This is a genomic window from Dyadobacter flavalbus (assembly GCF_006149045.1).
Classification (GTDB): domain Bacteria; phylum Bacteroidota; class Bacteroidia; order Cytophagales; family Spirosomataceae; genus Dyadobacter; species Dyadobacter flavalbus.
Genome location: NZ_VBSN01000006.1, coordinates 101325 through 121030, shown reverse-complemented (window position 1 = coordinate 121030; position 19706 = coordinate 101325). Strand labels below are relative to the sequence as shown.

Annotated in this window: 18 protein-coding genes; 1 reads left to right on the top strand and 17 read right to left on the bottom strand. The window is 40.4% G+C overall.

The window, feature by feature from the left end; translation table 11 throughout:
- Positions 1-80: 80 nt before the first annotated feature.
- Complete coding sequence (locus FEM33_RS00595; protein WP_139010186.1) at positions 81-671, bottom strand: RNA polymerase sigma factor; 591 nt, start codon at positions 669-671, stop codon at positions 81-83.
- A gap of 277 nt (positions 672-948) precedes the next feature.
- On the opposite strand from FEM33_RS00595, the gene murI reads away from it, so the two are divergent.
- A complete protein-coding gene (gene murI, locus FEM33_RS00590) occupies positions 949-1758 on the top strand; it encodes a glutamate racemase (RefSeq protein ID WP_139010185.1) in 810 nt (269 codons plus the stop codon).
- A 4-nt stretch (positions 1759-1762) separates the two neighbouring features.
- On the opposite strand, the gene FEM33_RS00585 is transcribed toward murI, so the two are convergent.
- The 16 genes from FEM33_RS00585 to FEM33_RS00510 form a co-directional block, all read right to left on the bottom strand.
- Entirely contained in the window at positions 1763-4285 is a 2523-nt protein-coding gene (locus FEM33_RS00585; RefSeq protein WP_139010184.1) for a glycosyl hydrolase, read from the bottom strand.
- Positions 4286-4413: 128 nt separating this feature from the next.
- Complete coding sequence (locus tag FEM33_RS00580; protein WP_139010183.1) at positions 4414-4695, bottom strand: CAMCR motif-containing small membrane protein; 282 nt, start codon at positions 4693-4695, stop codon at positions 4414-4416.
- Positions 4692-5231 carry a DUF420 domain-containing protein gene (locus tag FEM33_RS00575; RefSeq protein WP_139010182.1) on the bottom strand — a complete coding sequence of 180 codons (540 nt, stop codon included), beginning with the start codon at positions 5229-5231 and terminating at the stop codon, positions 4692-4694. Before FEM33_RS00575 ends, FEM33_RS00580 begins: the two co-directional genes overlap by 4 nt.
- Positions 5232-5235: 4 nt before the next feature.
- Complete coding sequence (locus tag FEM33_RS00570) at positions 5236-5574, bottom strand: hypothetical protein (protein WP_139010181.1); 339 nt, start codon at positions 5572-5574, stop codon at positions 5236-5238.
- Positions 5575-5855: 281 nt separating this feature from the next.
- A complete protein-coding gene (locus FEM33_RS00565; RefSeq protein ID WP_139010180.1) occupies positions 5856-6185 on the bottom strand; it encodes a cytochrome C oxidase subunit IV family protein in 330 nt (109 codons plus the stop codon).
- A 30-nt stretch (positions 6186-6215) separates the two neighbouring features.
- Entirely contained in the window at positions 6216-6986 is a 771-nt protein-coding gene (locus tag FEM33_RS00560) for a cytochrome c oxidase subunit 3 (protein WP_139010179.1), read from the bottom strand.
- A 13-nt stretch (positions 6987-6999) separates the two neighbouring features.
- A complete protein-coding gene (locus FEM33_RS00555; protein ID WP_139010178.1) occupies positions 7000-7584 on the bottom strand; it encodes a cytochrome c oxidase subunit 3 in 585 nt (194 codons plus the stop codon).
- Between the two features lie 20 nt (positions 7585-7604).
- Positions 7605-8498: a heme o synthase gene (gene cyoE / locus FEM33_RS00550; RefSeq protein WP_229214011.1), complete on the bottom strand. Its 894-nt coding sequence runs from the start codon at positions 8496-8498 to the stop codon at positions 7605-7607.
- Between the two features lie 14 nt (positions 8499-8512).
- Entirely contained in the window at positions 8513-9541 is a 1029-nt protein-coding gene (locus tag FEM33_RS00545; RefSeq protein ID WP_139010177.1) for a COX15/CtaA family protein, read from the bottom strand.
- Positions 9516-11399 (bottom strand): cytochrome c oxidase subunit I, encoded by a 1884-nt coding sequence (locus FEM33_RS00540; RefSeq protein WP_139010176.1) that lies wholly within the window; start codon positions 11397-11399, stop codon positions 9516-9518. The genes FEM33_RS00545 and FEM33_RS00540 overlap by 26 nt, the downstream gene beginning before the upstream one ends.
- A gap of 29 nt (positions 11400-11428) precedes the next feature.
- Positions 11429-12532 carry a cytochrome c oxidase subunit II gene (locus FEM33_RS00535; RefSeq protein ID WP_139010175.1) on the bottom strand — a complete coding sequence of 368 codons (1104 nt, stop codon included), beginning with the start codon at positions 12530-12532 and terminating at the stop codon, positions 11429-11431.
- Positions 12533-12553: 21 nt separating this feature from the next.
- Complete coding sequence (locus FEM33_RS00530; RefSeq protein WP_139010174.1) at positions 12554-13903, bottom strand: quinol:cytochrome C oxidoreductase; 1350 nt, start codon at positions 13901-13903, stop codon at positions 12554-12556.
- A 32-nt stretch (positions 13904-13935) separates the two neighbouring features.
- Positions 13936-14544 carry a c-type cytochrome gene (locus FEM33_RS00525; RefSeq protein WP_139010173.1) on the bottom strand — a complete coding sequence of 203 codons (609 nt, stop codon included), beginning with the start codon at positions 14542-14544 and terminating at the stop codon, positions 13936-13938.
- 13 nt (positions 14545-14557) lie between these two features.
- Entirely contained in the window at positions 14558-15088 is a 531-nt protein-coding gene (locus tag FEM33_RS00520; RefSeq protein WP_138283215.1) for a DUF3341 domain-containing protein, read from the bottom strand.
- A gap of 34 nt (positions 15089-15122) precedes the next feature.
- A complete protein-coding gene (nrfD, locus tag FEM33_RS00515; protein WP_139010172.1) occupies positions 15123-16556 on the bottom strand; it encodes an NrfD/PsrC family molybdoenzyme membrane anchor subunit in 1434 nt (477 codons plus the stop codon).
- Positions 16557-16607: 51 nt separating this feature from the next.
- Positions 16608-19685 (bottom strand): TAT-variant-translocated molybdopterin oxidoreductase, encoded by a 3078-nt coding sequence (locus FEM33_RS00510; RefSeq protein ID WP_139010171.1) that lies wholly within the window; start codon positions 19683-19685, stop codon positions 16608-16610.
- Positions 19686-19706: the final 21 nt, after the last annotated feature.

The window sequence follows — 19706 nt, the reverse complement described above, 5'->3', positions numbered from 1 at the left end:
TATTTTCCTTCTGAATCTTTTCCCAGGCCGAAGAAGAAGGTTTTTTATCCCATTCCGACAGCTTCTGTTTAAAAAGATCATCAACAGGATGCTTTTTCATATGCTACTTTTTTTTTAAAATCATTATCCCAATCAGAAACCATTTTCTGCAACATCGCTCTTGCCCGGTGTAACTGTGACTTGGAAGTACTTTCCGTAACCCCCAGCATCTGAGCTATTTCAATGTGCGCATATCCTTCAATGGCGTACAGGTTGAAAACGGTGCGGTAACCCACCGGCAACTCTTCAATCAGTTTCAGCAGTTCTTCCGCTTCCAGCTGCTGGTCTGCACTTGCGTAATCCGGAACGTTAACGGCCTCTTCGGATAAAGTATCTTCAAGTATCCTTTTTTGCCTTCTCAGATAACCAAGTGCTTCATTGACCATAATCCTGCGGATCCATCCTTCAAAACTCCCTTCGCCGCTATACTGATCAATTTTACCAAATACCTTCAAAAACCCTTCCACCATTACATCCTCGGCTGCCATATCATCGCATATATAACGAAAGCACAAACCCAGCATGCGAGCGCTGTATTTATCATAGACTTGCCGCTGCGCTTTCGGATCGTCTTTCCTGAGCGCCTTTACAAGCTGTGCTTCGTTACTGAAAAATGATAGAAGTCGACCCATTTATTTTGGTGGTTTCAACAGCAAGATGCTTATTCCGATTCCCGAGGTTGCATGCTGCATTAAAATTTTACGTTTTTTTTCAGTACAGATTTTTTTATTTTAAAACATCTCTTTTTCCGAATGAGCAGGGTATTCATTTATAGACTCTTAGATACTACCGCTTTTTGGCTGCCCGTTTCCGATTATATTTATTCAGATATAAAAACTTTATTAAACCCGTTCTTTTAGTTTTGAGCAATATATTTGACAATCATGAAAAGTCCTTTTTTATTTCAATATGTTTGATTCATCAGCACCTATCGGGATTTTTGACAGCGGTATTGGCGGTATGACTGTCGCCAGCGCCGTAACCCGGCTTTTACCTCAGGAAAATACCATTTACTTCGGCGATACTGCGCATCTTCCTTACGGGGATAAATCCACTGCTGCCATTCAGGCTTATTCTATCAAAATATGCAATATGCTTTTACAGCAAAATTGTAAACTGATCCTGATTGCATGCAACTCAGCTTCGGCCGCAGCTTACGAGCTTGTCCGGGAATATGTCGGAAGCAAGGCAAAAGTCATGAATGTAATTGATCCGGTTGTTGATTATATCAAAGAGCATTATGAAGGGAAAACAATCGGTCTGATCGGAACCAAACAGACCGTGCTTTCCAATGTTTACAAAAAGAAAGTGGACGCGATTGGAAAAAGCATTCATTTGAAATCCCTTGCAACACCTTTGCTTGCGCCTATGATCGAGGAAGGTTTTTTTGACAATAACATCAGTGAAAGTATCATTGCAAGTTATCTTTCAGATGTATCTCTGTCCGATATTGAAGCATTGATTCTGGGCTGTACGCATTACCCGCTTATCAAAAAACAGATCAGTAATTTTTACAGTGAATTTGTTGAAATACTGGATACTTCCGAAATCGTTGCTAATTCATTGCGAGCCTGGCTTGAACAGCATTATCTTGTCAATGAAAAAGGTGAAGGAAAACGGGCGTTTTATGTTTCAGATTACACGCTGTCTTTCGAGCAATCCACAAACATTTTTTTCGGTCGTCAGATACAGCTTGAACATTATCCGCTTTGGGAATAACCGGTCAGTAATAAATCAGTTTAACCGGTCCGAGCAAACCCGAGGGCATGGGTTCCCATTTTGCTGCGTCAAATTTTTGATAGGTTATATCAACAATATTGATGTCGTTGAACTTTTTCCATTCCGGTTTCTGCTGATCGCGCAAGCGCATGTAATTGGCTGAAAGATTGGTTATTTCTATTTCCAGGATATTCCCTTTTTCTTTCAGGTCTTTACTCAAAGGAAGCTGAAACGGAATGCTCCATGCCGTTCCGACAGACTTCCCGTTCAATCGAACCGTAGCCACTTCTCTGACGTCGCCAAGATCAAGTAATACGGATTTGCTGCCAAGCAATTGCCGAGGTACATCAAAAGTGATTTTATAGCATGCCGTTCCTGAAAAATAAATTGCAGAATCCGGAAGCATTGTCCATGATTTCATCTCATTCAACTTCGTAGCGGCAGGAACATTTGGACGGCCTTTCAGAAACGTCAGTTCCCAGTTTCCTTTTATTGTAAATTCTTCTGATTTCCGATTTTCAACCGAAGTGTCCGACTTTCCTGCGGGTTCCTGTAAAAAGCAGGATTGGCCCGGAAGCAAAGACAAGAATATTTCTTTCTTTTTGTCTTTGCTGATTCGATAAGACAATGACGATTCACCTCGCAATGGATCATACTTTGAGAGTACTTCTGATTTACTTACTGCAATCCAGCCTTCTTTGAATGTGCTTCCGAGATTGGCTACAAAGTAAAATGTTTTTCCGTCAGCGGTTTTTTTCCGGATGAACGTAAGTCCCTTTCTGGATAACTCTTCCTGCATAGCGCCACTTGCAGTCAGGTCTTTTGTAAGATCACCTGAAACTGTGATTTTATTGCTTTTCACCAACTGACTAAGGTCATCAGCAAAGCTTTTCTGCCTGTTTTCATGGTTCTGATAGCCGGTTACTTTGGCTGGAATATGTTGATCAAAAATAATGCTGGCGCCCGCTGCTGACAATCTTTTCAGCTCTGCCAGTGTCTCTTCGGGCATAAAGGTGCCGGCCGGAATCAGAATCGTCTTATAGGATGTCTTTCCTGTAAAAAGGTTACCTTTTTCATCAACTTTCAATCTGCTGAGCTGTAAATCGGAAACGTAATCGAAAGTGAAGCCTTCTTTCCAGAGCCATTGTGCAAGTTGCCCGAAGGGCAAATCGAGAAGCCAGCGATCCACATGATGCACTTCAAGCAAATGCACATTTCCGGCGGATTTGGCCGGCGTTGCCCAAAGATCATGAATCGGGAAATACAACAGAATATCATTGTCGGAAATACTGTTCTGAAGCCGTTCCTGCGTACGCTGTACATAATCATTCAGTAAAGGAAAGTGTTCAGCAAAATGTGAGTTCTTTCCGAAATTGGTTGAAGCATAGAAAAGCCAGCCCGGATACGCTTCGTTCTCCGGTGAATAAGTTGTTCCGTGATAAAAAATGTGATTGATTCCGGCTGTAAAAAGCTCATCAATCTGCGGCTTAATCTGCGACAGGGAAACTTTGAAGTGATTGGCAAGCCAAGTTCCCGTTTCGGAACTCACCAGTTTTTTTCCTGAAAAATGGGCAGCTGAAGAAGCAAACTTCATGGCAAGCGGGTTTGGCGTTCCAAACTGATCAATACTGTAATCCGGATCAATGCGGAGTCCGGGAATGGCAAAGCGGCTTGTACCAAAGGATTCGGTTTCCGGAATATCTGCTGTTTCATAAAGATCCAGTAAATTGCCCGGAGAACCGTGTGCCTGATAACGCGTCAGAAATCCATGCGCTTTGCTCCACTGCGTCCATGGTAAAGCATACCTTTCTCTCAGCAGCTCCGCCAAAGTCTGATGATAATCTATTTTTACAAGAACTCCGTCTTCGTTATTTGTTGAATCGATTAAAAGCGATTGTTGTTTTTCAATCTCGTACCCTCTTCTTTTTCTGAATTCTTCCGGAAAATCATCGGTCCAGTTGGCACCATATGCTTCATAGGAATCATTGTACATGGACCGTGGCAAATACTTTACGGTTCTAAATGCAGAATCAAACCTTGAAAGGTATTGTGCCATAGCAGAAGAATGAAAAGGATCAAGCACGTAGCCTTCACCGCCGGGTGCGGCCCGTTTTACCTTTTGTTGCGTCGGCGTGATAACCAACTTACCATTTACTGGCTTCATATTTTTTGCTGCCAGATCTATTGATACATTTGGTCCTCCGAATGGCCAGCCTGTTCCCGTTGTCATGTCTACGCCAATTCCCATCCGGCTGCCTTCCTGAATGGTATATTGCATTACATCAATCCATTCGGGGCTTAGAAAAGGAATGTAGCCGGATTCATAGCCCTTTGCTCCGTAAATTGGAATGATGTGTACACCCCCAATTCCTGCTTTTTTAAAATATTCCAATTGAGCTGAAATATCTTTTTTAGTAACTGCATTTCCCATCCACCACCAATATGTCCATGGCCTGGATGTTGAAACTGTCTGTGCATCCAGTTGCACTGAAATAATAAATAGCAGCAGTAGACGTATAAATCGCATAATACAGGTTTCTGATTAAAGTCCGGGATGTACTTTTCTACGCTTTGAACAGGAATTATTAATTTGATTTTACATAAAAAAAGCGAAACCCTGTGGGCTTCGCTCTTAGAAAGATTAATGTGAGTAACTCAGCTTTGGAATGCAGACTTCACGCGCGAAGTTACAAACTGACGTTCCTGCATGTTTCGTCTGCTGTTGCGGTACCATAAATACCCAATAACTGCTACAAGTAAATAAGGCATGACAAACAGAAACAGAATTCCTGTATTTAGTCCGACACCTACATTATTGCGACCATTTCCCATTGAACTTTCTACTGTACCGCGGCACATGGCGCATTGCGCCCATACATTCGAACTGGTCAGAATGCATGAAATGATTAAACCGGTAATAACCAATATTTTTTTCATACGTAATAAGGACTGATCATCAGATAAACAATAACTCCACTGATACTTACATACAGCCAGATCGGCAAAGCCCATTTAACTGCTTTTCTATGCAAAATTAATTGGTTTGTATATCCGAAATAAACGGCTCTCAACACAAACCAAACGACTACTACTGACAATACAATGTGTGAAATAAGTAAAAAATAATATACCGGCCTTATAAATCCCTGCCCTCCGTAAGGTGTGGAATCATTTGAAATATGATATAAAATATAGCATACCAGAAAAACTGCGCCCAGAATAAATGCTGCGGTCATTGTTTGCCGGTGTGCATTCAGATTTCTTTGCTTGATAAAATAGTAACCGGCCAGCAGTAAAACGGCTGTAAGTGTATTGATAACGCCTATAACATGCGGTAAAACTTTCGTCCATGTACCCAGATCAATTTTCTGGCGGATACCCAGCAAAATAGCAACAGCAACCGGAATTACAATTGCCAGAATGTTGATGATGCGTTCGTATTTTGGTTTTTTTTCTAAAATCAAAGTTGCCATATTTTCAGTGTGCACTGTTTTTGTATTCGTACTGTAAAATCTTAATTTCTGCCATCAGCCGATCTGCATCCTCCGGATCGGCTCCATTATAAAATCCCCTTGTAAAACCTTCCTTGTCTATTAATACCAATTTATTTTCTATTGTGCCGGATTCCTGTCCCAACAGCAATCTAAATGCATTGGCTGCTTCCTCTTTATCTGCCAATTGTACTTCCCAGTTCTGCTTTCCCAATTCCTCAGGATAATCCGGATTCTTTCCAAGAGAACTCCCTGTCAATGTTATAATGGAAAGGCCCGAGGTTTCTGCTGCAAGGTTATTTATTCTTTGCAGCTGAGCAAGCATAAGCAAACATGAATCTTTACAAGTTTCCGGCAAATAATTAACAACTGTCAATTTGCCGACGAGGTTTATTTCTGAGGATTTTAACCTGATTTCCGATGACTTCCTGAAAAGCGTATCTCCATTTTCAACCACAACCTTACCCTCTGAATTGATTTGCGGATTATAGTACGGAAGTACGTAATGGTTTGTACCAAAAAATTTCAGAAACACAAAAATCAAAGCCGGAGTTACTAATGTTAAAATCAGTAATCCGGCCTTGGGAAAATTCTTCATATTATTACTTAATCGAATACTGCATCAAAGATTGCATTACCTTCCAGAAGAAGTGCAAGTATTAACCATGCGACAAAAATAACAGGCACCAGAATTGACCATATCAATGATTTTGTCTCATGTTTCAAGTGCATAAATTCTCCAACGATGTAAAATGCCTTTACAATCGTCATTACAATAAATATGGTGACTTTCAGGAGTCCGTGAGGAACTGTAAATGCAATCAAGAATTCGACTGCGGTTAATATCAATAGTATCCAGAAAGTTTTCCAAATAGCTTTACGCTGTTCAGCGCCTGCATTGGGATCCTGATTATGAATATGATGTACTTCTGCCATTTTGAGTTAGGATAAATCTTGTTAAATATTTTAAACCAGGTAAAAGAACGTAAATACAAATACCCAAACCAGATCTACAAAGTGCCAGTAAAGACCTACTTTTTCAACCATTTCATAACTTCCTCTTTTATCATAAAAGCCGGTTGCGGAACGGAAGAAAATAAGAATATTCAGAATAACTCCACTAAAAACGTGCGTACCATGGAAACCTGTAATAAAGAAGAAGAAATCTGCAAATGCCGGAGGGCCGTATTGGTTTTCTGTAAGATTTGCACCAAAAACAGTTTTATTAACCCACACACCATCCTGAAGTACTTTCATTACGCTTCCGGTATCTGTACCATGAATAAAGTGGCTCCATTCCCATGCCTGGCACCCCAGGAATGTAAATCCTCCAAGTATGGTCCAAAGCATATACTTTTCTACACTTTCACGATCCATTCTGTGTCCTGCTTCTACTGCCAAAACCATTGTAACGCTGCTGGCAATAAGAATAAACGTCATAATACCAACAAACACCAACGGCAGCGTAACACCATGAAGAAACGGCACGGCTTCATATACTTTTTCAGGTATCGGCCAGTACATGTTTGAGAAAGTAAAGTCCTCCGCTTTTCCGGAAAATGCTGGAAAACTAAACCGTGCTGTGCCATATGCCACCAATAAGGCGGAGAAAGTAAAGGTATCCGAGATAAGGAAAAACCACATCATCAGTTTACCGTAACTTGCTTTCATCGGCTCAATTCCCCCCATCCACATTTTGGGTTCTATTGCACCTGGTGTTGTTACATTTGCAGCCATTGATAAAAAAATATTAATTAAAGGTCAATAAAAAAACAAAAAGGTATAACCAGAGTATATCTAAAAAATGCCAGTATGTAGCACAAATCTGAATGCGTCTTAAATTCTTGGCATGCACTTTCAAGCGAAAAGCTGCAGCCCATGAAAATAACAGTACAATCAGACCACTAATAATATGAAAACCGTGTAATCCTGTAAATACATAAAAAAACGATCCAGAAGGATTGCCGACAAAGTAAACGTTCATGGCGACCAGTTGCTTCCATCCTTCAAACTGCATCCACAGAAATGCCAGACCAAGTACAAATGTAATAGAAATTGCTATTTTCAATTGTTTGAACTGATCTTTTTTTGCTGAGAAGTAAGCCCACTGCATGGCAATGCTACTGATCAGCAGTACAATCGTACTATACCAGAAAATACGTGGCATTTCAAATTCCAGCCAGTTGCCTTCTGCCCTTCTTACGAGATATGCACTTGTCTGCGAAGCAAACAACATAATAATGCTCACCAGAAACAGCCAGAGGATAAATTTCATTGGATCCATGGCCAATGTTTCCTGTGGCTCTTTTTCTACTTTATAATTAATACTTTCCATTTCTCACTTTCCTTTCAACATTAAATTTTATCTAACAAAAATGCGATCTGTACAATCGGCAAATATATAAACGAACCAAACATCAGCTGACGTGCAGTCTTGTCCGTACAAGTTCTCATCAAATGAAACGTCTGGGCCAGAAACAAAACTCCAAAAACTGTTGCAATGAAAGCAGAATTGATTCCTGTCATGCCCAGTTTATACGGCAACCAACCGACAGGCAGCAGAAACAGCGTATAAATCATGATCTGCATGGTCGTATCCAGATCTTTCAGGCCGTTTGCTGGCAAGAGCTTGAAACCTGCTCTCTTGTAATCTTCATCCAGAACCCATGCAATGGCCCAAAAATGTGGAAACTGCCAGAAGAATTGTATAGCGAACAGAATACCCGGTTCAAGCCCGAAATGATTCGTTGCTGCAACCCAGCCAATCATTGGGGGAAATGCGCCCGGAAATGCTCCGACAAATACTGCAACCGGCCCTACTCTTTTAAGTGGTGTATAAACAAAGCCATACAGCACCAGTGAAAGCAGGGAAATTAATCCGGTACTTAAATTGAAAACTGATATAAATATAAACAGTGATGTTACTCCCAATATAACCGCCCAAATCGCTGCCTGTTCTTTTGTAATCCTTCCACTTGGTATTGGCCTGGAAGCTGTTCTTTTCATCATTTTATCCAGATCCTTTTCCAGAATCTGGTTGATAATATTAGCTGAGCCTGTAATTCCGATTGAAGCAAGGATGAAGAGAACCATTTTGGAAAATTCCACCTCTTTTGCTCCGAGACTATAACCCATAGCACCGGAAAATGCAATAAGTGCAGCCAATCTGAATTTCAACAACTCAAACAAAACACCTATTTTTTCTTTAATCTTACCAACTCCTTCTAAGCTACCTTCCGCTGATGTCATTCGATTAACTTTAACTAAATTGTAGTATGCTTAACTTCCAAATTCTCTTTATAAACAAGGTACTTTCTTCCATTCGTTAAAAGCCAGATTACAAATTGCAATCCGATAAGCAAAATGGCAAGTGTCAAATGGATTGGCTGAGCAAATGGAGGAACTCCAAAATAAGCCATTAATATGCCCGTTCCAATTTCTGTAATGAGTATCCACAAACAAGCTGTGGCAATCCTACCGGCAACTGAATTTTTGCTTTCTGATTTCAGAATTTGCCAGATCCAATAGATATTGACTCCAAAGATTATTAACGAAAATGATCTGTGGATGTAAAATTCAAATCCAAGAGAATCCATCCATTCATTCCGGGCATCATATCCCAGTTTTATTATCACTTCATCCATTAACTCACGAACCTGTGTTCCCAAAAGGATTTGAGCAAGCGATAAAATTAGTATAATCAACCCTAAGTTGTTAACACTCCTGTCATGAATAATGCTCAACTTCAAAGGATTGCTGGCATAATATGCCCAGGTAAATAAATACAGAAGAACAAATACAATGACAATTGCCAAAAGCATGTGTAAAGTTACAACTATTGGCAATAATTCATAAGAAACAACCTTTGCTCCCAACCAGCCTTGAAATCCGACCAAAATAAAAGCGGACAGGCTTAATAAAAAGATTTTGGTGTTTCCAGATTTCAATATGGGAATAGATGCCAAAAGAGTAAGGAATATCATGATTCCGGTAAAAGCACCAAGAAGCCTGTTAACGTACTCAATCCAGGTTTTAACCGGATTAAACTCGATTTCGCCCTTCAACTCGGCACCATATATTTCCTTATAATTGGCAGGCAATTGAGAGATTTCTGTAGGAGGAACCCATCTGCCAAAACACTTTGGCCAGTCCGGACATCCCATTCCTGCACCTGTACTTCTTACAACTCCTCCTGCAATAATAAGAAAGTAGAGTGTAATGACAGTATTTAAAGCCAATCGCCGGAATCGGCGATTGGCTTTGGAATCAATGTGCGTTTTTAAACTGGTCATTAAAATTTTGTGACTCAATTGCTTTTTCAGTAGCAATCAATTCATTCTCATGTGGGAAGTTGGATTCCAGTGTTTGAGAATAAGGTATATTTTGTGGAATAAAATCTTCTTTGGCACCCGGCTTGCTGTAATCATATGACCAGCGGTAAACTGCCGGAAGCTCGCCTTCCCAGTTGCCATGACCTGGATTAACCGGGGCAGTCCATTCAAGAGTATTGGATCTCCATGGGTTCTGCGGTGCTTTTCTTCCTTTGAAAATGCTGTAAAAGAAGTTCCATAGGAAAATGAACTGCGCAACAAACGTGAATATGGCAGCTATTGAAATAAACATGTTCATATCCATGAACTTGTTTGTGAAATCATAGCTTGTAAACTGATAATAACGACGTGGGAAACCGGCAATACCTACATAATGCATTGGAATAAACACCAGATAGATACCAACGAATGTCAGCCAAAAATGTATTTGTCCCAATGTATTGTTCATCATTCTTCCAAACATCTTAGGGAACCAGTGATAAACTCCGGCAAACAAACCGAAAGCTGAAGCAGCCCCCATTACAAGGTGAAAGTGCGCTACAACAAAATATGTATCATGCAGTTGTATATCCAGTGCACTGTTTCCTAAAATAATTCCTGTCAAACCTCCTGAAACGAAAAGTGACACAAGACCAATAGAAAACAGCATTCCAGGTGTAAAAACAATATTACCTCTCCAAAGTGTTGTAATGTAGTTAAAACCTTTAACTGCTGAAGGAACTGCAATGATTAAAGTAAGGAACATGAACACAGATCCCAAAAACGGATTCATCCCAGTTACAAACATGTGGTGTGCCCAAACAATAAATGCAAGAAATGCAATTCCCAACATGGAAGCAATCATCGCACGATAACCGAAAATTGGTTTGCGGGAATTTGTGGCAATAATTTCGGAAGTAATTCCTAAACCTGGCAACAAAACGATATATACTTCCGGATGGCCTAAGAACCAGAACAAATGCTGAAATAAAATGGGACTACCGCCAACGTTTGGAAGTGCTTCTCCATTGATATAAATATCGGACAAATAAAAACTGGTACCAAAATGACGGTCAAATATTAACAGCAGTACGGATGATAAAAGAACCGGAAAAGAAATTAATCCTAGAACAGCCGTAATCAAAAAAGCCCAAATTGTAAGTGGAAGTCTGTCAAAGGACATCCCTCTTGTACGCAAATTGATAACCGTAGTAATGTAATTGATACCACCTAGTAGTTGCGAAACGATAAAGAATGCCATACTTGCCAACCACAAAGTCATTCCCAGTCCGGAACCTGGATGTGCTTGCGGCAACGCACTTAACGGAGGATAAATTACCCATCCACCAGCAGCAGGACCGGTTTGTATAAATAGCGAAGCAAACATGATTACACTGGCCAAGAAGAAAAACCAGTAAGAAAGCATGTTCATGAAACCTGATGCCATGTCTCTTGCTCCAATCTGAAGTGGAATCAGGAAATTACTGAAAGTACCACTCAAACCTGCTGTCAGCACGAAAAATACCATGATAGTCCCGTGCATTGTTACAAGCGCAAGATAAAAATTAGGGTCTAACTTGCCCGAATCACTGATCCACCCACCCAGGACTGGTTTAAGCCATGATAAATTGGCATCCTGAAATCCTAGCTGAATACGGAATACAATTGACATGGAAATACCAATTACAGCCCATAAGATTCCTGTAATAAGATACTGTTTTGCTATAACTTTATGATCTTCAGAAAATATATATTTCTGCCAAAAGTTAGGTGCCTCATGGTGGTGTTCATGCTCAGTATCATGATGATGAGCAGTTTCCAATCCTTCTATAGCTGACATATACTTTTAATGTATTTAAATTATTAAAATTAGCGTAAACTAGTACTGCTTCCAGCAGCGCCACCTGTTGAAGAACTATCCGCAGGTGCTGCAGCTTCAGCAGGAATATATTTCATTGCCTTAGCCTTCAGACTTTCAGGTACTTTCGCAAGGTATTCTGGATAAGTTTGCAAGAATGTAGCTTGTTCCGAGCACCACTTTTTATAAGAAGCTTCATCTTCTACAATCAATCGCATTTTCATTGAAAAATGTCCTTGTCCACAAACTTCGGTACAAGCAATTTCATAATCAAAATTTGGATTGTTTGTTTCAGAACGCATTTCTGCTGTTGTTTTATCCGGTACAAACCAGAATTTGGTCGGCAAACCTGGAACAGCATCCATTTTAACACGCATATGAGGAATAAACACACTGTGCAGTACGTCACGTGCTCTGATCTTCAGAAGCACCGGGCGGTTGACAGGAATGTGCATTTCACTAGGGTTTGTAAAATCATCAAATGAGTTTTCATCCGACAAATCTATGCCAACCTCATTTTGAGGATCAATTAACTTGTAGTTGTAATCACCCAGCTTGTTATCACTTACACCTGCATAGCGCACTATCCAGTTAAACTGTTTACCAGTAATTTCAATTACTTCTGCATCACGCGGTGCATCCGAGGTAATGTCCGACCATGCTTTCCAACCTGTAAAAACCAACATAGCCATTACAATTGCAGGAACAATAGTCCAGATAAGCTCTAATCTGTGGTTATCAGGATAGAAAGAAGCACGATGATCTTTCTTATATTGATATTTCCATGAAAAAAAGAAAATCAAAAAGTTTACGATGATGAATGGAATTGTAAGAATTCCCATTGAAAACCAGAATAAATCATCAACTCTTCTACCATGGATGGAAGATGCTGCTGGAAGGAAATACTCACGTGAGTGAAGATAAGACCAGGTTATAGCAATAGCTCCAATGATCAGAACAACGATAAACATAGCTCCGTTTATCTTGTTACCAGATGGCGCTGCATCAGCAGAATCGGTTTTGTTTACACTTTTAAGCACATTTTGAAGTCTGGCAACCACCACGCCCGTGAGAACCAGAAAAACAAGTGCAACTAATGCGATAATAATATACATAATAATTAACTAGTTTAGCAATTAGGCAATATCGTGATGAAGAGATTCTTCCAGCATAGGATGATTCCTTGGAATCAAATTCGCCTTTTCTAACTGAGATGCAACTGAATAGCCGAATGCACAAATAAACAGCAGGAAGAAACCCCACTCTAACGGACCAAAGCCAGCATTTGCTCCAAGTGTACCCGGCATTATATTGGTATAAAAGTCCATGTAATGTCCGATAATAACACTCCAGCAAGCTACTTTAAGAATTGAATGCGTGAATTTTGCATCTCTTGTCATCAGAACAAGAAATGGAAAGAAGAAATTTAATAACAAAGTGATAAAGAAGGGTGCTTTGAAAAAGCCGCCATGACCTCTGAATCTTTCAATATAATAAATGTTTTCTTCCGGTAAGTTGGCATAATAAATTAAAAGAAATTGTGCAAACCATACGTATGTCCAGAAAATACTGAATGCAAATACAAACTTGCCCAAATCTCTCAAATGACTAGAATTCACCGCTCTCAGGTATCCTCTCTCACGTAACATCACAATAGTTAGAGTAATAACTGCTAACCCTGCAACATGCCAGCTTGCAAGTGTATACCATCCAAACATAGTACTAAACCAGTGTGTATCCACTGACATAACGAAATCCCAGGCAGAAGTAGATGATGTTACACCAAAAATTACCAGGAATGCAGTTCCGAAACGGATAGACTTTTCATAGAATTCGGTCCCGCCAATTTCATCTTCTTGCAATGAAAGATTACGGATTACCCTCCACAATCCATACCATACAACAAAGTAAAATACCAAACGGAAAACAAAGAAAGGAGTATTCAAGAAACCTCTTTTGCCTGCAATAATGGGGTCATATTCTGGACCACCGACTTCGTATAATCCTTCATGCGTCCAGTGAAAAAGATCATGGCCCCCTAGAAAGAATGTTACCAGCATAACTATTCCGGTTATTGGAAGAAATGCAGGAAGCGCTTCAGGGACTCTTTTGAATACAGCTGACCATCCTGCCTGTGCAAGATAATTATAGGAAATGAAGAACATACCGATAACCGAAATTCCGGCAAAGTAAACGGCATTTACCCAAAGGTTAGCCCAAACACGCGTCATCCAGTTTGCTCCATGTCCTTCTGCTGCCTCGTGTCCTGTTGCTGCATGTTCCGCAGCTCCATGGCCAACAGCAGCTGCTGCATGCTCAGCCCCGCTAGCTGCTGCTTCATGCCCGCTACCGCCAGTTGCTGCAAGATAAACTCCAAGTAAAACCAATCCAAGGCCAATGCCTCCACCTATTAGTAAGTTCCTTTTAGCCCCTGATGTAAATTCAAACCGTTCTTCAATAGAAGGAATCGAATGTGCTGATGCCATTATCTAATTAATTTCTCTGTTATCAATTGTATTTAAGCTCCCTTCTGTAACTTTTGTACATAATGTACAATTTTCCAGCGTTCTTCAGGGTTTATTTGAGATCCGTGCGGCCACATCCGGTTTCTTCCGTGTGTAATTACGTGGAATATGTGCCCTTCATTTAAATTCTTGTAAGCATCACTTGCATAATTTGGTACCCCTTTATATGTAGCACCAACTTTTCCATCTCCTGCTCCGGTTGCACCATGGCAATGCTGGCAGTATCTTTCATACAAAACTTTTCCTTCTGCCAGTGTATTATCATTTAACGGAATCGGGTTCTTCAGGACTCTTTCAGAAACAGAAATACTGTCTGCAGGAATATTATAAACCATTAGATCTCTTCGAGCAGAATCACCGTCTCCAAATGATGTACGATAATTCCTTCTGTATACTGTACCGGCTACTGGAAGTCGCATGGTCAAACCCATAGGATTTACCGGATTTGCTGCATCCTGTTTGTAAGGTTCGTACCCAACCGGCCGATACATGTTTGGAGCATATTCTTTTCCGGGATCATTCGGATCTCTTTTACAGCTTGTGGCCGCTATAATAATTACTCCGCCTAACAATAAATACTTATATAAATCTTTAAATTTCATTTCTCAAACTCTATTAAAATTGCTTGATGTTGACTTCCTCAGCCCCACTATCTTTCAGTGCTCTTGATATATCTTCAATACTCATAGAGTTTCTTCCCAAATCAATCGCCATAACAAATTTATTATCCGTAGAACGAACGTCGAACCTTGGATGAAAATGAGTTCCAGGTCCTAATCCATTGGAAATAAAGAAAGTTATCACCATACCAAATGCAGTAAACAACACGGTAAGCTCAAATGTAATTGGAATATAGTTCGGTATTGAAATTGGATCTTTACCACCAACAATCATTGGCCAGTCAATACCCATCATCCAGATCATCATTGTTAAGGCGGTACAACATCCGGTAACACCAAACATGAATGCTGCAATACCAATTCTTGTTCTTGGATGGCCCAATGCTTCATCCAGTCCATGTATCGGAAATGGAGAATAAACTTCTTTAATTTTTACTCCGGCTTTTCTGAGCCTTGGCACTGCATGAAGTACAGTATCGTCATCGTCATAGACTCCGACCAAATATTTACCAGATAATTCTGCCATGTTATACTATAATTAGAAACCTTACTTCTGCTGTTTATTCTTTGTCCTTATTGTAAACGGGTTCAGCTGTTCCTCGCTGTCTTACTTTGGCTACACCAGCAATTTTTTGTGGCAAATTTGCAGATGTTGAACGTATTACAGCTTTAACTTCAGCCATATTTACAACGGGTAAATATTTCGAAAACAATAAGAATAATGTGAAGAACAAACCGAATGAAAAGATGTAATCACCAATATCGTATCTTGTCGGAGAGAACATAGTCCAGCTTGATGGAAGGTAATCTCTGTGCAAGGATGTTACTATGATTACAAAACGCTCAAACCACATACCGATGTTTACCACTACGGAAATAAAGAAAGTAAAAGTAATGCTGCGTCGAAGTTTTCTGGACCAGAAAAGCTGTGGAGAAATTACATTACAAGTCATCATAGCCCAGTATGCCCACCAGTAAGGACCAGTCATACGGTTAAAGAAAGCATAATATTCATATTCAACTCCTGAGTACCATGCAATAAAAAACTCTGTAATATATGCTACACCTACAACAGATCCGGTAAGCGTAATTACTTTGTTCATTGTTTCAATGTGCTCCAGAGTAATATAATCTTCCAGACGATAAACTACTCTGGTGATCAGCATCAGGTTTTGTACCATAGCAAAGCCTGAGAAAATCGCACCAGCTACGAAGTATGGAGGAAATATAGTTGTATGCCATCCTGGAATAACCGAAGTAGCAAAGTCCATACTTACAATAGTATGCACCGAAAGTACAAGCGGAGTAGATAAACCTGCAAGAATTAAGCTTATGTATTCATAACGGGCCCATGTTTTTGCTGACCCATCCCATCCCATTGCGAAAGTTCCGTACATGAAACGAGAAACTTTACTTGTGGCACGGTCACGAATTGTAGCCAGATCAGGAATCAAGCCAATGTACCAGAATACAAGAGATACAGAGAAATATGTGCTGATTGCAAAAACGTCCCATACCAATGGAGAGTTGAAGTTAACCCACAATGAACCAAATGCATTTGGCAGTGGAAGTGCCCAGTATGCAAGCCATGGACGACCCATGTGCATAAGGATAAAGGAAGCTGCGCAAATAACTGCAAAGATGGTCATTGCTTCTGCTGCCCTGTTAATGGATGTTCTCCACTTCTGGCGGAATAACAACAAAATTGCTGATATAAGTGTACCGGCATGACCAATACCTACCCACCAGACAAAGTTAGTAATATCCCAGGCCCAACCTACAGTTTTGTTAAGACCCCACACACCAAGTCCTTCCCACCAGGTCCATGCAAGACAAACAGATCCATATGCCAATACTATGAGCGAGATTCCAAAAGCAATTTTCCATTCCTTTGTTGGAGACCCCTCTACATGGCGGCATATATCTTCCGTCACGTCTGCGTACGTTTTTCCACCCTGAATTAGCGGTTCTCTTACAGGCGAAGTAACATGCATACTACTATAATTTATAATGATTTAATCTTCAACAACTTTATACTACAATCTTTATGCCGGCTGCTTGTTGCTGGCAACATCCTTGTTTCTGACCTTTGTAAGATATGAAACCTGCGGACGAGTATTGATCTCTTCCAACATGTGGAACGCACGTCCTTCTCTCTCTACTTCCAGCATTTTAGAAATGTTACTTTCCGGGTCATTCATATCTCCAAATGTAATTGCATTTGTAGGGCATGACTGTGCACAGGCGGTAACAATTTCTCCATCTGCAACACGTCTTCTTTCTTTTCTAGCGGTAAGTTTGCCTTCCTGAATACGCTGTACACACATAGAACATTTTTCAATAACCCCCCTTGAACGTACAGTTACGTCAGGGTTTATGGCCATCTTGCCTAAATCGTTATTGAAGTTGTAATCAAAGTTATCGTTATCAAAATACTTGAACCAGTTAAAGCGACGAACTTTATACGGACAGTTATTTGCACAATAACGGGTTCCCACACAACGGTTGTAAGTCATTTGGTTCAACCCTTCTGAACTGTGTGTTGTTGCCAATACCGGGCAAACAGTTTCACAAGGCGCATTGTTGCAATGCTGACAGAGCATTGGTTGAAAAGTTACTTCCGGATTGTCCGAAGCCACTTCCATTGCTTTGTAATCACCAATTTCGGCATCCGTACTATAATAACGGTCAATGCGTATCCAGTGCATTTCACGACTATTGATAATTTCCTGACGGCCAACAACCGGAATATTGTTTTCTGATATACAACTTACTACACATGATCCGCATCCCACACAGGAATTTAGATCAATGATCATTCCCCAAGAGTGATTTTTGTATTTATGTCCATTCCACAATGTAAGATCTGTGGCGTTAACAGGACCTTCTGCAGTTTCTACTTTTGGTATGAACCGGCCTGCAAGCGGGTCTTTCTGGAATTGACCTAATACGGTTTCCTGAAGAACTGATTTACGCCCCATAACCGTATCATGCGTCTGGGTCTGTGCAACTTCACGGAAATTACCTGTTTTGGTTACTGTTGCTTCACCAGGATAAAGTGAAACGAATCCTCCGGAAATAGCAGCTAAAGGATAAACATTCTTACCTACTCCGTCTCCCGACTTACCCGATTTCTCACGGCCATAACCTATTGAAATAGCAACAGTTCCACTTGGTTGTCCAGGCTGAATAATAACTGGAACTTCAACAGATTTACCTTTAACATCAACCTTCACTACATCACCTTGAACTAAACCTAAATCAGTAGCAGTCTTTTGGGAAATACAAGCATGATTGTCCCAAGTTGCTTTGGTGACAGGATCAGGTAATTCCTGTAACCAAGGGTTGTTTGCGCAGGCACCTGTTCCAATAGCTACATTTTCATATAGTGCCAGTTCAATCCCTGTAGAAGGTTTGGCATTTCTTGCAATTGCAGCAGCAGCTTCGTCAATGTTTCCAGCAAATGAAGCTCCGGAAGAAGCTACCGTTTGCTGAGCCTGATAAACTCCATCATGCAAGGACTGAACCCAGAAATCTTCAAAATTACCGGTTCCGCCTTGTGTAAATATATTTTTTCTCCAGTATGATTTTATGTACTCATGATAATCATTAGGCAAACCGGCCCACTTAAGTAAGCTTGCTTGTGCCTGACGAGTACTGAAAATCAAGCTGATTGTTGGCTGACCTAAACTGTACATTCCAGTCATTGGCTCTGCATCATTCCAGCTTTCCAGGTAATGCGGTGCCGGACAGATATATTGGACCAAAGACGCAGTTTCGTCTGCACGGTCATTAAATGAAATTCCCAGTTTAACTTTTGGAAGTGAGCTGGCCAACTCAGCACCACGTGGATGATCATAAACCGGATTAGCTCCGTATATGATCACAGCAGCCACTTTTCCTCCTTTGACTTCGTCAATAAATTCGTTCATCTGAACATCGTTACCTTGACGTAGATTCAATGGAGTATCCAGATTGATTGTTGAACCATAGCTGCCAAGCAGTGCATTCAATGCATTTACAACAACTTGAACAGATGGATCATTGACTCCGCAAACTACAAGTGCCTGACCTTTGGCTGCTATCAGATCTGTCGCAGCTTTATCCAGATTTGCAATTTGAAGTGCCGTTCCAGAAATGCTTTTTCCACCTAATTTAGCAGCAACTTTATTGTATAAAGAAGTTACTACTGAGCCAATTTGTGATGGCTTAACTCCCGAACGATAATCTGCATTTGAACCAGTTAAAGACAATGTTGTCTCAAACTGATAATGCCTTGACATATCCTTTTTGCCGTCCTTTGCACTACTAAGTCTTCTTGTTTCTGCATATTTGCTGGCAAATCCGTCAGCCATTACCCATGAACCAAGGAAATCGGCATCAATGCCAACAATTACTTTTGCCTTGCTAAAATCATAAGATGGAAATACTGCCTTACCAAATGAAAGCTCATTTCCTCTTACAATCCCGTAAGAAGAATTTGCATCATACATAATATGACGCGTTGTTGGATATTTTGCTGTAAAATCTGCAATGACAGCTTTGGTTGAAGGACTTACAACAGTTGGTGAAACAATGCGAATCGCTCCGCCACTTGCTGCAATCTGACCAAGTTGTTCCTGAATTTCTTTATCAACTGTATCCCAGCTAACTTTTATGTCACCGCCTTTTTTGGGGCCTTTTAATTTTTCGTTGTCATACAAACCTAAAAGCGATGCCTGAACCCTGGCGCTGGTTCCGGTAGAGATTTTTGACAAAGCATTTCCTTCAATCTTGATTGGTCTGCCTTCACGTGTCTTAACTAAAATGCTGGCATAATCACCACCTTCTAAATAAGTGGATGCATACCAGTTTGCTATTGTTGGAAATTCTCCTTCAGGTTTATTAACGTAAGGAATTGCTTTTTTTACCGGTGTTTCGCATGCAGCCAATGATACTGCCGCCATTCCAAATCCAAGTACTTTAAGAAAATCACGTCTGTGGGTCCCGGATCCGTCAAGCAAATTTTTATACTGGCTTTGAGCAGGAGCGTCTCCGAATTCCGAACTTGCGTTTTTAACAAACGATTCATCATTGCGCAACTCCTCAAGTCCTCTCCAGTATCTTTTATTAGTATTTTCCATAAAACTTTTCAATACAATGAG

Excerpts from the sequence above, each read along its gene's own strand:
- FEM33_RS00595 (WP_139010186.1), bottom strand. The coding sequence starts at position 671 with ATGGGTCGACTTCTATCATTTTTCAGTAACGAAGCACAGCTTGTAAAG.
- murI (WP_139010185.1), top strand. The coding sequence starts at position 949 with ATGTTTGATTCATCAGCACCTATCGGGATTTTTGACAGCGGTATTGGC.
- FEM33_RS00585 (WP_139010184.1), bottom strand. The coding sequence starts at position 4,285 with ATGCGATTTATACGTCTACTGCTGCTATTTATTATTTCAGTGCAACTG.
- FEM33_RS00580 (WP_139010183.1), bottom strand. The coding sequence starts at position 4,695 with ATGAAAAAAATATTGGTTATTACCGGTTTAATCATTTCATGCATTCTG.
- FEM33_RS00575 (WP_139010182.1), bottom strand. The coding sequence starts at position 5,231 with ATGGCAACTTTGATTTTAGAAAAAAAACCAAAATACGAACGCATCATC.
- FEM33_RS00570 (WP_139010181.1), bottom strand. The coding sequence starts at position 5,574 with ATGCTTGCTCAGCTGCAAAGAATAAATAACCTTGCAGCAGAAACCTCG.
- FEM33_RS00565 (WP_139010180.1), bottom strand. The coding sequence starts at position 6,185 with ATGGCAGAAGTACATCATATTCATAATCAGGATCCCAATGCAGGCGCT.
- FEM33_RS00560 (WP_139010179.1), bottom strand. The coding sequence starts at position 6,986 with ATGGCTGCAAATGTAACAACACCAGGTGCAATAGAACCCAAAATGTGG.
- FEM33_RS00555 (WP_139010178.1), bottom strand. The coding sequence starts at position 7,584 with ATGGAAAGTATTAATTATAAAGTAGAAAAAGAGCCACAGGAAACATTG.
- cyoE (WP_229214011.1), bottom strand. The coding sequence starts at position 8,498 with ATGACATCAGCGGAAGGTAGCTTAGAAGGAGTTGGTAAGATTAAAGAA.
- FEM33_RS00545 (WP_139010177.1), bottom strand. The coding sequence starts at position 9,541 with ATGACCAGTTTAAAAACGCACATTGATTCCAAAGCCAATCGCCGATTC.
- FEM33_RS00540 (WP_139010176.1), bottom strand. The coding sequence starts at position 11,399 with ATGTCAGCTATAGAAGGATTGGAAACTGCTCATCATCATGATACTGAG.
- FEM33_RS00535 (WP_139010175.1), bottom strand. The coding sequence starts at position 12,532 with ATGTATATTATTATCGCATTAGTTGCACTTGTTTTTCTGGTTCTCACG.
- FEM33_RS00530 (WP_139010174.1), bottom strand. The coding sequence starts at position 13,903 with ATGGCATCAGCACATTCGATTCCTTCTATTGAAGAACGGTTTGAATTT.
- FEM33_RS00525 (WP_139010173.1), bottom strand. The coding sequence starts at position 14,544 with ATGAAATTTAAAGATTTATATAAGTATTTATTGTTAGGCGGAGTAATT.
- FEM33_RS00520 (WP_138283215.1), bottom strand. The coding sequence starts at position 15,088 with ATGGCAGAATTATCTGGTAAATATTTGGTCGGAGTCTATGACGATGAC.
- nrfD (WP_139010172.1), bottom strand. The coding sequence starts at position 16,556 with ATGCATGTTACTTCGCCTGTAAGAGAACCGCTAATTCAGGGTGGAAAA.
- FEM33_RS00510 (WP_139010171.1), bottom strand. The coding sequence starts at position 19,685 with ATGGAAAATACTAATAAAAGATACTGGAGAGGACTTGAGGAGTTGCGC.